Raw genomic sequence first — 13,130 nt, forward strand, 5'->3', positions numbered from 1 at the left:
TGTAACTGAAATTTTATAATTCAGCTTAGAAGCATAACTTAGGCCGTTCAAATCACCATTCATGAACGAATTATTCCACAAGCTCAGAAAATACGAAATCATGATCCGAAAGGTGGCTAATAATCACCTGCAAGGAGAATACCAGTCGCTTTTTAAAGGGTCAGGGTTGGAGTTTGATGACCTTCGTCCTTATCAATATGGTGACGATATTCGTACGATTGAGTGGAAAGTATCCGCCAAAGGGCACGGGACTTTTGTCAAAACGTTTCGTGAAGATAAAGAACAGTCAGTTTTCTTTCTTTTGGACATAAGCGGTAGCCAGGATATCGGACAACCGGGAAATAAGAAAATCGATCAAGGAAAGACCATTGCAGGCGTATTGACACTGGCGGCAGTCTTTGAGGGAAGTCAGGTTGGGCTCATCAGTTATTCAGACAAAAAGGAAAAACTGATTCTTCCATCTAAAGGTAGCAAGCAAGGAGTCAAAATGATCCGTGGTATCTTTGATCATGAGAATATTTCCTTGAAAACGGATCTGAATTCCATGTTTATGTTTGCACTGAACCTCATCAAAAAAAGAGCTGTAATCGTAATTATATCTGATTTCATAGATGAAGGGTACGAACGACCATTCAGAGCACTTGCTGAACGTCATGATGTAGTTGCTATTCAGCTCACAGACCCTCGTGAATCGGCCTTGCCATCTTTGGGAATCATTCCTGTTTTTGATAAAGAAAAAGGAAAAACGACCTGGGTGAATACCGCCTTCGGGAGCTTTTCTAAAAAAATAGCAGATACCTTTACCTCAGAGCGAGAGCATCTAAAGGATATCTGCAAAAAAAACCAAATAAACTATCTAGCTATCGATACCACCCAAGATATCGTAGGTCCGCTTCTCGAGCTATTTAAATACCGAAACAAAAGCATGAAACGTGGCTAAAACGCTCAAACTTCTTTTCTTTCTACTCACCCCATTGCTTGTCAATGCACAACAGATCACTGTGGATGGTTATTTCATGCAGGATTCTGCTAAGCTTGGCGAGCGGGTAGGCTATGTACTGAAAGCGACTTACCCAGAATCGACACAACTTATTTTTCCAGATTCCACTTTCGATTTTTCTCCGTTGGTCTTGCTGGAAAAGAAAACATTCATTTCCCACACGCAAGACAGCATTACACAGGATAGCACGATCTATTACCTCTCAAATTTCTCACTTGATCCAAGTTCTTTCTTGACTTTGCCTGTATATGAGCTTGCCAGGTACGATAGCGTAGTGCATTATCCTCTTGAGGCCGAGCTGAAGCTGAAACTTGCCTTAGACAGCATCCCTGAGGAACTTGTGTTTCAGGAGAACAATATTTATCAACCATTAGAAAAATCCTTAAACTGGATAATCATTGGTATTATTCTTGGCGGAATCCTTCTTTTGCTTGGAGTCCTTTATTTCCTTTTTGCTGACAAAATTCAGGAATATTGGAAAGAAAGAAGGGAGAAAAGACGCTGGTCTCAATTTGAGAAAAGATGGAAAACACAAACTGCGCTTCTTACCGAAAACCCTTCTATAGAAGCCGCAGATGAAGTAATTGGTCTTTGGAAAGGATATATGGAGAGCATTACCCAGTTACCTGTCAAAGAATGGACCTCGAGCGAAATAGGAAAACGTATGGATAATCATGAGATTTTCAAAGCACTGCGGGCCATCGATTTGATCATATACGCAGGAGAATCTTCAAAAAGTGAGGAAGCAACTACCTATTTACTAGGAGTAGCGAGAGAAAAATACCAGGAAAAACGAACCAAAATCAAGCATGAGAGAGCAGTTGTCTGAATTCTTTAGCTGGTCATGGTTTTTACCTGAGACCTTCAAAAGTTACGAATGGGAAAATCCTATTTTGCTAAATTTAATGTGGATCATTCCGCTTTTTATACTTTTCAGGACACTTGTGAAATTCCTTAAAAATCCTGTCCTGGAACTTTCTCTTCCTAAGCGAATAGCAAATAACAACCCCTGGACATACTTACGGCTTATTCCTGCAGGATTTTACTACCTCTTTTTGATAATGCTTGTAATAGCCCTAGCTCGACCTCAGCGTAGTAATGAACGTGTAGAACAGTTCACTGAAGGAATAGATATCATGCTAGTTATGGATATTTCAGAATCCATGGACTTACAGGATTTCACCCCAAATCGCCTAGAAGCCGCTAAAGCTACAGCCATTGAGTTCATCAATGGGAGGGTTGGAGATCGAATAGGAATGGTTGTGTTCGCAGGGGAGGCCTATTCATTAGCTCCCTTGACCAACGATTATGATTTGCTAACAGATCTTGTGAAAGAGATTTCTTTCAGTATGATGGAGGCCAAAGGTACTGCAATCGGCTCCGCATTGGCCTCGGGAACTAACCGAATGAAAGAATCTGAGTCAGCATCCAAAGTAATGATCTTATTGAGTGACGGGGAAAGCAATGCAGGAAACGTAGATCCGTTATTTGCAGCTAACCTTGCCTCTGCTTTGGACATTAAGATTTATACTATTGCAATGGGAAAAGACGGTTTGGTCCCCTATGGCACAGACTTCTTTGGAAGACCGCAGATGGTAGAAAGCTATCTGGATGAATCCACACTCCGTGAGATAGCCAAAATAGGGGGTGGGGAATTTTTTAGAGCAGCCGACAGTGGGACTTTAGCCTCTATTTTTGATAGGATTGACACACTTGAGAAGACCGAGGTGATCGAAAACCGCTACAAAGAGACCGCTGATTATTATCGCATTTATCTTTTTTGGGGATTAATTCTATTCTTCGTTTGGCTTGGACTGAAAAGCAGCTTCTTGAACAACTTCTTGCTCGATTAATGCCCGCGAATACGGGTTAAAGTGATTTAATCTGCCGGAGAAATGATTAAAATCATTTCTCCGGCTTTCAATCATCACCCATTAAAATCAATGGGCTGGCTTATTTTGCGGAAAGCAATTTCTTATGCAAATGCCCGCAGAATTAGTCAAAAAATACAGTCGTCAAGCTCCTAGGTATACTTCCTATCCTACTGTGCCGTCATGGGAAAACAAGCTTGATTCAGCTGACTGGAGCACTCTTGTAAAAAAAGCCTTTACCGATTTCGGGGATGATGAAGGCATAGCTATTTACATTCATTTGCCTTTTTGTGAAAACCTTTGCACCTACTGTGGCTGCAACAAAAGAATCACCAAAAATAACAAGGTTAAAGTTCCCTATATACAGGCACTATTGGCTGAATGGGAGAAATACAAAATGCTTTTTGCCGGTAAGCCGAAGATTTCGGGAATACATCTGGGAGGCGGAACTCCCACATTTTTTGAATCATTCTACCTGGATTACCTGATTAACTCGCTACTTAAGAATGCAGAAATCACGCCTAATGCTGAGTTTAGTTTTGAAGGCCATCCCAATAATACAAGCTTTGAACACTTGAAAACTCTGCATGCCCTAGGTTTCACACGTGTTAGTTATGGTATTCAGGATTTTGATTTAAAAGTTCAAACCTCTATCCACAGGATTCAGCCTTTTAAAAATGTAAAATATGCTACTGATTCAGCACGTATTTTGGGATTTACATCCATCAATTTTGATTTAATTTACGGGCTTCCGCATCAAACGCTTAAATCCTTGGAAGATACGTTCAGGAAAGTTCAGGAATTGAGGCCAGACCGGGTTGCATTTTACAGCTACGCACATTTGCCAAGTGCATTTCCCGCACAGAAAAGCTTTGAGAAATTCCTCCCATCCGAAACAGAGAAAAGTGAATTATATGAATTTGGAAAAGGACTTTTAATGGACATGGGATACCTAGCGATAGGAATGGACCATTTCGCCCTTCCAAACGACCCGCTTACTTTAGCAAAATCTAAAGGCTCTCTACATAGAAACTTTATGGGATACACCACATTGCCTTCCAAAATTCTGATTGGATTGGGTGCCAGTAGCATTAGTGACGTGTATTACGCCTATGCCCAAAATGATAAGAATATTGAAAGATACCAATCCTTGGTGCTGCTGGACTACTTCCCAATTCACAAAGGACATATTCAAACCAGGGAAGATAGACTTGTCAGAGAAGTTATCCTGGATTTGATCTGCAGAAATCAGGCTAAAATCCCGGTAGAAATAGTAGCTAAGCTTTCAGAAAACCAGCGCTCGACCTTAGATGAAATGGCGCTTGATGGATTGATTCTTAGAGATAAAGACAAAATCACCGTAACCGAAACAGGCAGGAAAGTCATTCGAACTATCTGTTTACAATTTGATTTAAGACTGGCAGCAGTCCCTGTCCCAAAAAAACTATTCAGCAACACGGTTTAGCGGCATAGGGTGATTTCAACCTGTTCAGATCCATAGTCAAACATTTTTATATCAGGACTATAAAAAAAGCCCAAGCCCAAACCACGGAAAATAAAAAGAAAACCTATAATCACACCGAGGTAAGGGATAGCTTTTTGAAAATTTCGCCTGATCTGGATGGAGAAAATATTCCCCGAATACATCAAAACCAAGAGTAATGGAATGGTGCCTATTCCAAAAAAGAGCATATAGGCAGCTCCAAGTAATGGGTTTTGCAATCCCATTGCTGCAATTAATGCAAGGTATACCATCCCGCATGGAAGTAATCCATTAGCTAATCCAGTCACAAAAAAAGCAATATATCCCCCCGCTTTTAAAAACCGTGTCACCTGCCTTTTTACCCAATTCACAATCCCTGACAGCGCTGAAACAGTCAGCAACTGATCTCCCCGCTTATAGGAAATTGCCAGAATCAAAATAATCACTCCTATAGCTATGGAAAACCCTTGTTGAACCCCGACAAGTGACAATGAAAAACCAAGGCTTCCAACTATCAGCCCAAGGAGACCGTACGTGACACTTCTGCCAAGGTTGTAAAGGATCTTATGCGAAAAGTAAGAAGTGCTTTTTTTGCCACCAACTGCCAAAGCAATCGGGCCACACATCCCAACACAATGAAATGATCCAAGAAATCCCAACAAAAAGGCTGTATATAACATTTAAATAGTGATTTTTTTTTCCCGATAATGACCTATACCATTTTCAGACCAACTAAGCTGAACTTTCCAATAGCCTGATTTTAGTTCTTTTAACGGCACCTGCGTTTTTCCTGAATGAGTAACTTTCACATTGATTTTTTGATCTAACGAGGAATCGGAAGGACGAAAAAGGTGCAAAGCCCCAATCGTTCCTTTGGGAAGGTCAAGTTCAATCACATTCGTTTGGGAATTATAAAAAATTACTTCTCTCTCCAGTTCAATTGCAGAATTGGACTCATCTATTCTATCTTGATATTTGATTTCTTCCTCATAGTAATTTTCGGTCACCAACTCAATTCCATCCATACGAACTGAAATCACTACCATTGTCATAATCAGTACGACGAAACCTATAATTGTAAATAAAATACCTTTTCCCCAGTTCATAATTTCATAGTTAAATCCCAAATTCACTTTATCGGTGCAGTGAAATTGGTCTCTATAAGGTCAATTTCCTCCCCCTTATGAAAAAGTGCCAATTCTACCTTTTCCTGATTCACTTTTACCCCATCCTGGTCTCTGACCAAGAAGAACCTACCCTCAAATTTAGACTGAGCGTCCAAAATCAAGTGCTGCGCGCCTATTATCTCAACACCAATACCTTCTGCCAATGACTTTAGCTCGACTTCTTGCGGTTCATAGGTTTTATTGATCAAGGTAATCTGATAGAGATTTGTAACCATTCCGTCTTCCCGTTCTTGGTATGTCATACCTGGGAATCTTGTGATCGTAGCAGAAATGTCATCCCGGGTCACAATCAGGGAGACAAAAACTACTATCAACAAAACCAGGACAACTATATACGACTTCACCCTGCCGGTGAGCAGCTTTTGGAAGCCCTGCCTGATACTGTTCTCGGATGCATATCGGATCAGACCAGTAGGTCGATCTACTTTGACCATGACTTCATCACAGGCATCTATACACGCTGTACAGTTCACGCATTCCATCTGTATCCCGTTACGGATATCTATACCAGTAGGGCAAACTTGCACACAGAGATTGCAATCCACACAATCCCCCTTATCGATATTGTCTGCCGCATTTTTGCGAATTGGTGTTCTAGGTTCTCCTCGGACATAATCATACATCACGTTGATGGAATTATTGTCCAGCATTACACCCTGAAGTCTTCCATAGGGGCAAACTACAAGGCATGCCTGCTCACGAAACCATGCAAACACAAACATAAAAATGCCCGAAAATACCAAGAGCCCAACAAAGCCCGCCATATTTTCTGTTGGCGGAGAGGAAACTATCGTCATTACTTGGTCTATCCCTATGAGATAAGCCATCACCAGATGGCCGATCAAGAGAGAGATTATTGCGAAAATGACGAACTTGATTGTTTTCTTGGTGATTTTTTCTTGATTCCAAGACTGTTCATTTAGCGCTCTTTGCTGATTGGAATCCCCTTCTATGAGGTATTCAATCTTGCGGAAGACCATTTCCATAAATAGAGTCTGCGGACATGCCCAGCCACACCATACCCTACCAAAAACTACCGTAAATAGAATAATAAATACAAAGAAAATCAGCAGTAGAAAAATCAGCAGGTAGGTATCCTGAGGCCAGAATACAGCTCCAAAAATGATGAATTTCCTTTCAAAAATATTGAACAACAGCCATGGCCTTCCATCTACTATAATAAAAGGTCCTGAGAATAATATGGCTAATAACAGCCAAGAGAAATACGTTCTGTATTTGTAAAAGTACCCTTTGACCTTCTTGGGATAAACCCAATTCCGCTTCCCATCATCTTGGACAGTTGCCAGTGCATCTCTGAATGTTTCAGGATTTAAATGCGGGTTCTTCTTTGCCATAGTGATAGCCTATTCACTGCCGGGAATTATAAAATCCCCGGCAGTATAAATTTATTCTACAATAGTAGTGTCTCCAGTAACAGCTGTACTATCATCTACAATCGAATTTTCTACAGAATCAGCTTCACGGTTACTTGTATATAATTCGCCTTGCGGAGCTTTTGGAGCTGCAGGGCTAGTTCCTTGAAAGGTGAGAATATAGCTGGCCACTTGTTGTATTTCCTGAGGGCTCAACTGGTCCTCCCAAGGGACCATTCCTTTCTCTATTACCCCATATTTTATCACCTTGAAGACATCTTTGATATCTCCCCCATGTATCCAATATTGATCGGTCAGATTTGGACCGACCCCTCCACCTCCATCAGCAGCGTGGCAAGCAGCACAGTTAGCTTCGAAAATCGTCTTACCAGCACTAATTCCTACCTCCGAATCATCAATTTCTACATTCGTCTCATCAATTGATGCCAGCGCACTAACACCTCGCGCTTCAGCTTCCATGCTAGCATTAAGAACTTCTTCTTGATATTCTTCTACACCCGTCTTACCATATCCCAAAACTGTATAGTAACCAAAATAAAAGACAGCAATCATTATTGTCCCCCAAAAGACATACTGAAGCCAAGGAGGCATGAAATTATCCAACTCCTGGATTCCGTCATAAGAATGATCCGCCATCAACTTATCTTCAGCCTGCTCCTCTTTAATATCTCCTGTCACAAATCGCTTCTTAAATGATGTCCACCAGCTTGGTTTCTCGGCCAATTCAGGATTCTCCTTCCGGAAAATCGCCGAAATAAAAGACATCAAATAAAGCATAAGGATCAAAAGAAGTACGATTACTCCCAATATGACACCTATAATTATTAAAATAGCCAGTTGGTTTGAGTCCAAAGCTTGCAATTGTCCTGATAAAGACTCGTTTTGTGCACGTGCTGAAGAGCAAAGCGCCAGACCGCAAAGTGCAAAAAAGGTTACATGTTTTTTCATGGCTGGTTGTCAGTTAATTGGTTATCATCATCCATTGGTAGAGAACTCATATGGTCAACATACTCCTTTGGGACTCTCATAGCCCAAACAGCAACCCCTATAAAAAACAGGACAAATATGATTAGAGAAACAATCGGGAATATCTCTACATTTTCCATTGATCTTAATACTTCTTTGTACATGATTTCTCCGGTTAGTTAGATGATGAAACGTTAATATCAGTACCTAATCGCTGCAGGTAAGCAATCAAAGCCACAATTTCAGTGGTAGGCATTACTTCTACTCCCGCATCTTTCAAGTTAGTAGCTATCTGTTCTGCTTGAGCTTCCAGTTCAGCCGCAGCTTGCTGGTCATATCCTTTTGGATAGGGAACGCCAAGCTTTTGCATAGTTCTGATTTTCGCAGGTAGATCCGAGTAATCCAACTCATTGGTCAATAACCATGGGTAAGGCGGCATCAATGAGCCAGGTGACATGCTTCGCGGATCTTCCATATGAAAATAATGCCAGCTGTCCGGATATTTCTTTCCAATTCTATGCAGGTCAGGACCTGTCCGTTTGGAGCCCCATAGAAATGGTCGATCATATACAAATTCCCCTGCTTTGGAATATTCTCCATATCGCTCAGTCTCAAATCTAAATGGTCGAATCATCTGAGAGTGACAGCCTACGCAGCCATTTTTGATATAGATATCTCTACCTTCAAGTTCAAGTGCCGTGTAAGGTTTTACAGAGCTGATGGTGGGTACATTAGATTTCACCAAAATAGTAGGGATAATCTCCACTACTCCGCCGATAAGGATAGCTCCAGTAGCCAATACCGCAAAGAAAATTGGTTTTCTCTCCCATGCGCGGTGCCAGTATTCTCCCGCAGGGCGGTAGTTCTTTGCCAAAGCAGGAGCAGAATCCTCTTCCGTTTCCTGAAACACCCCTTGCTGAGCAGTTTTGAACATATTATACATCATCAGGATTGCACCACTTACGTATAACAATCCCCCAAAAGCTCTCAGCATGTACATAGGTACCAATTCCACGACTGTTTGTAGGAAGTTGCCATATGCCAATTTACCCATCTCGTCAAATTCTCTCAACATCAAGAACTGAGTCAATGCTGCCACATACATTGGCAATGCATAGAAAATTATTCCCATTACGCCCAGCCAGAAGTGTACATTCGCTAGTTTGGTAGAAAATATGGTAGTTTTGAATAATCTAGGCCACAACCAATAGAGCATACCAAAGGTCAAGAAACCATTCCACCCAAGTCCTCCTACATGAACGTGGGCAATAATCCAATCCGTGTAATGGGCAATTGCGCTTACATTCTTAAATGAAAGCATAGGACCTTCAAAAGTAGCCATACCGTAGGCAGTGATCGCCACTACCAAAAATTTCAACACGGGGTCAGTAGTCACTCTATCCCAGGCTCCCCGCAATGTCAGTAATCCATTGACCATACCTCCCCACGAAGGAGCTAAAAGCATTACTGAGAAAACTGTCCCTAAAACCTGAGCCCACTCAGGCAATGCTGTATAAAGCAGGTGATGGGGGCCTGCCCACATGTATAGGAAAATCAAAGACCAAAAGTGAATAATGGAAAGTTTGTACGAGTAAATCGGTCTATTTGCTGCTTTTGGAAGAAAATAATACATCAAACCGAGAAAAGGAGTAGTAAGGAAAAATGCCACTGCATTATGTCCATACCACCACTGCACTAATGCATCCTGAACACCTGCATAGGCTGAATAGCTTTTCAGGAAAGAAACCGGCAAAGCCAGGGAATTCACAATATGCAAGACGGCTACCGTAATAAAGGAAGCTAGATAAAACCAGATAGCTACATACATATGACGCTCTCTACGTGTGAGAATAGTGCCGATCATATTGACTCCAAAAGCCACCCAGACAATTGCAATTGCGATATCGATAGGCCACTCCAATTCCGCATATTCCTTAGAGCTGGTAAGCCCCAGCGGCAATGTCAAAACTGCTGTAAGGATAATAAGTTGCCAACCGTAGAAATGAAACCAGCTTAGTGATTTATTCCACATCGGTGCCTTGAGCAACCTAGGCATGGAATAATATACGCCTGCAAATATTGCGTTACCTACAAAAGCAAAGATTACAGCGTTTGTATGAAGTGGTCTAATTCGTCCAAAAGTAGTATAGGGGTTACCCAGATTGGCCTCAGGTAAGAAAAGCTGTGTCGCTGCAAGTACACCGACGAGCATCCCAATTACGCCCCAGATAATAGTGGCGGCTCCAAAATACTTGACAATTTTATTGTCATACAGGAACCTCTCCTGCGTAGAATCTTTCATAGGATTACGGTTTTGATTGTTTGCTTTTTTTAGTTTTTTTGGAATTACTCTCAAAGAGAATCCTTATTGAAGGAGTGTAATTATCATCAAATTGGCCGCTTTTCATTGCCTTGAAAAACAAGAGCAAAAATGTACCTGCCAATACCAGACTGATCGCGATTAATAGAAAAATAACTTCCATACTAAAACTGTTTTGGAGTTAACAGCCCATTTCTCCAGGCTACAAAATTTGTCGACAATGTCGTAAAAATCACTACCGACACACTACTAAGCGGCATCAAAACAGCACAAATCACAGGACTTAAATGTCCTTGGACTGCCAAGGTAACGCCTATTAAGTTATACAATAAACTTAATATAAAACTTGCTTTGATAATAAGTCTGCAGGATTTCGCAAAGCTTAAAAACTGAGGAATCATTCCAAATACTTCCGAGTCCATAATAGCATCACTTGCTGGTGAGAAGTGACTGACTCGATCCGAAATAGCTACACCGACCTCACTTTCATGTAATGCCCCCGCATCATTCAAGCCATCACCTATCATTAACGTATGATGGGTACGATTCAATTCTTTTAAGTAGGTGAGCTTATCGCCTGGACTTTGTTCAAAATTATATATAATTCCACCACACAGCCTTTCTTCCAGATACATTTGCTCATGCTGGAAATCCCCTGATAAAACATGGAGATCATAAGTAGTATTAAGTTGATCTATCACCTCAGAGGCTTTGTTGCGAAGTCCTGATGCGATCAGGAAATATCCTAATTCCTGTCCTTCCACTGTTAGACAAACGATGTTGCCTTTTTGGCTTTCAATACTTTTTCCAAATCCGGTAAACGCTGCCGAGCCAAGTCTAACTTCTTGATTTTTGAAAAGTGCCTGAATCCCGGCACCCTTTGTCTCGCTAACCTGTTCAAGCTGAACACCTTTTTGATTGCCAAGCCAACGGTTAATCCGATTGCTGAGAGGATGAGTGGACCGCTCTACAATGGTTTTCAGGAGCGCTTTGGTTTCTTCAGAAAGCTCTTCCCCTATGTAGCTGACTTTAGCATTTGCTGGATCCGTAAGTGTTCCTGTTTTATCAAAGACAACAGCATCAACCAAAGCTAGCCGCTCGACCACACTGGCATTTTTTAGATAAAACTTACTTTTCCCAAAAATCCTAAGCGTGTTGCCCAATGTAAAAGGAGTAGACATAGCCAAAGCACATGGACAAGCCACTATAAGTACAGAAGCAAACACTTTAATAGCGATTGAAAAATCTGTAAATGCCCAATATGTAAAAGCCGAAAATGCAATAACCAGTACAGACCAGGTAAAGGCCGAGCTGATTTTTGAGGCTAATGGTTCAAGTAAGCGTTCCTTGCCTTTTTCAAAAGTTTCATTGTTCCACAAATCAGTAAGATATCCCTGAGAAGGTGGTTTTTGAACTGACAATAATACTGCATCTCCCTTTTGGCGACCTCCTGCATAGACGAATTCCCCCTTTTGTTTTGGCACTGGAACCTCCTCTCCCGTTACAAAACTATAATCTATATTTGCTAAAGCGCTCAGTAAAAAGGAATCTGCAGGAATCAATTCCTCGTCCCTCACCATGATCACATCACCTACTTGAAGCTTTGATAGAGGGATTACAGCCTCTTGCCCTTTTTCAACTTTGGTAACAGCTATTGGAAAATAAGACTTGTAATCCCGATCGAATTCAAGTGTTGAAAAAGTTTTTTGCTGATAAATTTTCCCTAAAAGTAAAAAAAACAATAACCCTCCTAGGCTGTCCATATAACCAGAGCGTTGAAAAGCGAATATCTCCCAAAGCGAATAAACAAATAACGCGATGATCCCAAGAACGATAGGAACATCCATATTTATTCTTTTTTTCTTAAGCGAATTCCAAGCAGAGCGATAATATTCACTTGCCGAATAGCTGACTACAGGAATCGCCAGAATCACATTTAGATAACTAAACAATCCCCGAAAAGTAGAATCAATTAGATCAGCCTCAGAGAAATACTCCGGAATACTAAATAGCATCATATTCCCAAAGCAAAAACCGGCTACCGCCAGGCGCAGAATTAAGCGCTTATCAAGTTCGGTACCTTGTTTCCTATCAAGATTCGAAAGATGGATTTGGGGCTCATACCCTATTGTTGTTAGTAGACTGACCAACTCCTTTAAATTGATCTTATTACGTAAGATCTTTACCTGAATCTTCTTTCTAATAAAATCTACACGGCTATAAAATACACCTGAATGTATTTGATGAAGATTTTCCAGAAGCCAAATACAGGATGCACAATGAATTGTCGGAATATAAAAGGTAACATGACTTTCAGTATCATTCTGAAAATCCACCAAGCGATTGACTGTATCCTCATCATCCAGATAGTCAAATCGATTAGATTGACGCCCTTTCTTTCTTTGACTTTTTCCAGGGTGGTTCGCTAGATCATAGTAGTTGCACAGATCATTTTCTGAAAGTAGCTCATAAACCAATTTACAGCCTCGGCAGCAAAAGTTCTTATCATCGGATAGAATCACCAACTCATTGCACTCTTCACCACAGTGAAAACAAGCTATATCGCGCGTTGGAGTTAATTCAGACTTCATTACCTTTAGTTTTTCAAAAACATCTCTTCAAAAAGCTATTTCATAGAATTCTATAGGGCATATGCTCATAACAGAGAAACATATGTCCCCTACTTATAACCTTCCGTTAGATTCACGAAAGTAACTCATCAAAGAGGCACCTATCATGAGCAATACCTTGAAGAAACCTGACAAAAATCAGGTATTATGGTTTCTCTTTGATACTGCGATAGTTACCGGTAAAAACATAGTTTTATAAGTTAGGAAAAATCATTTGAAAAATAATGCTTCTTGAAGTTCTTCAAATTCAAAAAAAGCTGGAACGCAAAAAAGCCCGAT

The 13,130-nt window shown here is 40.8% G+C and carries 12 protein-coding genes; 4 read left to right on the plus strand and 8 right to left on the minus strand.

Annotated elements, in window-relative coordinates; genetic code table 11:
- Nucleotides 1-61 precede the first annotated feature (61 nt).
- The 4 genes from AS141_RS14645 (at nucleotide 62) to hemN (ending at nucleotide 4,336) form a co-directional block, all read left to right on the plus strand.
- The gene (locus AS141_RS14645; RefSeq protein ID WP_057938411.1) at nucleotides 62-940 is read left to right on the plus strand and encodes a DUF58 domain-containing protein; all 879 of its coding nucleotides are present in this window, start codon (nucleotides 62-64) and stop codon (nucleotides 938-940) included.
- On the plus strand, nucleotides 933-1,829 hold the full coding sequence (locus tag AS141_RS14650; RefSeq protein ID WP_057938412.1) for a hypothetical protein: 897 nt from the start codon (nucleotides 933-935) through the stop codon (nucleotides 1,827-1,829). The genes AS141_RS14645 and AS141_RS14650 overlap by 8 nt, the downstream gene beginning before the upstream one ends.
- On the plus strand, nucleotides 1,810-2,853 hold the full coding sequence (locus tag AS141_RS14655) for a vWA domain-containing protein (RefSeq protein ID WP_057938413.1): 1,044 nt from the start codon (nucleotides 1,810-1,812) through the stop codon (nucleotides 2,851-2,853). Before AS141_RS14650 ends, AS141_RS14655 begins: the two co-directional genes overlap by 20 nt.
- 130 nt (nucleotides 2,854-2,983) lie before the next feature.
- Nucleotides 2,984-4,336: an oxygen-independent coproporphyrinogen III oxidase gene (gene hemN / locus AS141_RS14660; protein WP_317043042.1), complete on the plus strand. Its 1,353-nt coding sequence runs from the start codon at nucleotides 2,984-2,986 to the stop codon at nucleotides 4,334-4,336.
- On the opposite strand, the gene AS141_RS14665 is transcribed toward hemN, so the two are convergent.
- The 8 genes from AS141_RS14665 to AS141_RS14695 are packed head-to-tail and all read right to left on the minus strand — an operon-like array spanning nucleotide 4,333 to nucleotide 12,812.
- Complete coding sequence (locus tag AS141_RS14665) at nucleotides 4,333-5,034, minus strand: sulfite exporter TauE/SafE family protein (protein WP_057938415.1); 702 nt, start codon at nucleotides 5,032-5,034, stop codon at nucleotides 4,333-4,335. The genes hemN and AS141_RS14665 overlap by 4 nt on opposite strands.
- Nucleotides 5,035-5,460: a FixH family protein gene (locus tag AS141_RS14670; protein ID WP_057938441.1), complete on the minus strand. Its 426-nt coding sequence runs from the start codon at nucleotides 5,458-5,460 to the stop codon at nucleotides 5,035-5,037. It abuts the gene before it with no gap.
- 23 nt (nucleotides 5,461-5,483) lie between these two features.
- Complete coding sequence (gene ccoG, locus AS141_RS14675; RefSeq protein WP_057938416.1) at nucleotides 5,484-6,896, minus strand: cytochrome c oxidase accessory protein CcoG; 1,413 nt, start codon at nucleotides 6,894-6,896, stop codon at nucleotides 5,484-5,486.
- A 51-nt stretch (nucleotides 6,897-6,947) separates the two neighbouring features.
- Nucleotides 6,948-7,883: a c-type cytochrome gene (locus tag AS141_RS14680; RefSeq protein ID WP_057938417.1), complete on the minus strand. Its 936-nt coding sequence runs from the start codon at nucleotides 7,881-7,883 to the stop codon at nucleotides 6,948-6,950.
- Nucleotides 7,880-8,065: a cytochrome C oxidase Cbb3 gene (locus AS141_RS14685; protein WP_057938418.1), complete on the minus strand. Its 186-nt coding sequence runs from the start codon at nucleotides 8,063-8,065 to the stop codon at nucleotides 7,880-7,882. Before AS141_RS14685 ends, AS141_RS14680 begins: the two co-directional genes overlap by 4 nt.
- Nucleotides 8,066-8,076: 11 nt before the next feature.
- Nucleotides 8,077-10,203, minus strand: a complete 2,127-nt coding sequence (gene ccoN, locus AS141_RS14690) for a cytochrome-c oxidase, cbb3-type subunit I (protein ID WP_057938442.1) — start codon at nucleotides 10,201-10,203, stop codon at nucleotides 8,077-8,079.
- A 4-nt stretch (nucleotides 10,204-10,207) separates the two neighbouring features.
- A complete protein-coding gene (gene ccoS, locus AS141_RS26020; RefSeq protein ID WP_082632303.1) occupies nucleotides 10,208-10,384 on the minus strand; it encodes a cbb3-type cytochrome oxidase assembly protein CcoS in 177 nt (58 codons plus the stop codon).
- A gap of 1 nt (nucleotide 10,385) precedes the next feature.
- Nucleotides 10,386-12,812: a heavy metal translocating P-type ATPase gene (locus AS141_RS14695; RefSeq protein ID WP_057938419.1), complete on the minus strand. Its 2,427-nt coding sequence runs from the start codon at nucleotides 12,810-12,812 to the stop codon at nucleotides 10,386-10,388.
- Nucleotides 12,813-13,130: the final 318 nt, after the last annotated feature.

It is taken from the genome of Algoriphagus resistens, assembly GCF_001442615.1.
GTDB lineage: Bacteria > Bacteroidota > Bacteroidia > Cytophagales > Cyclobacteriaceae > Algoriphagus > Algoriphagus resistens.

Coding starts and splice junctions, on each gene's coding strand:
- ccoG (WP_057938416.1), bottom strand. CDS start 6,896: ATGGCAAAGAAGAACCCGCATTTAAATCCTGAAACATTCAGAGATGCA.
- AS141_RS14655 (WP_057938413.1), top strand. CDS start 1,810: ATGAGAGAGCAGTTGTCTGAATTCTTTAGCTGGTCATGGTTTTTACCT.
- ccoS (WP_082632303.1), bottom strand. CDS start 10,384: ATGGAAGTTATTTTTCTATTAATCGCGATCAGTCTGGTATTGGCAGGT.
- AS141_RS14645 (WP_057938411.1), top strand. CDS start 62: ATGAACGAATTATTCCACAAGCTCAGAAAATACGAAATCATGATCCGA.
- ccoN (WP_057938442.1), bottom strand. CDS start 10,203: ATGAAAGATTCTACGCAGGAGAGGTTCCTGTATGACAATAAAATTGTC.
- AS141_RS14685 (WP_057938418.1), bottom strand. CDS start 8,065: ATGTACAAAGAAGTATTAAGATCAATGGAAAATGTAGAGATATTCCCG.
- hemN (WP_317043042.1), top strand. CDS start 2,984: ATGCCCGCAGAATTAGTCAAAAAATACAGTCGTCAAGCTCCTAGGTAT.
- AS141_RS14695 (WP_057938419.1), bottom strand. CDS start 12,812: ATGAAGTCTGAATTAACTCCAACGCGCGATATAGCTTGTTTTCACTGT.
- AS141_RS14665 (WP_057938415.1), bottom strand. CDS start 5,034: ATGTTATATACAGCCTTTTTGTTGGGATTTCTTGGATCATTTCATTGT.
- AS141_RS14670 (WP_057938441.1), bottom strand. CDS start 5,460: ATGAACTGGGGAAAAGGTATTTTATTTACAATTATAGGTTTCGTCGTA.
- AS141_RS14680 (WP_057938417.1), bottom strand. CDS start 7,883: ATGAAAAAACATGTAACCTTTTTTGCACTTTGCGGTCTGGCGCTTTGC.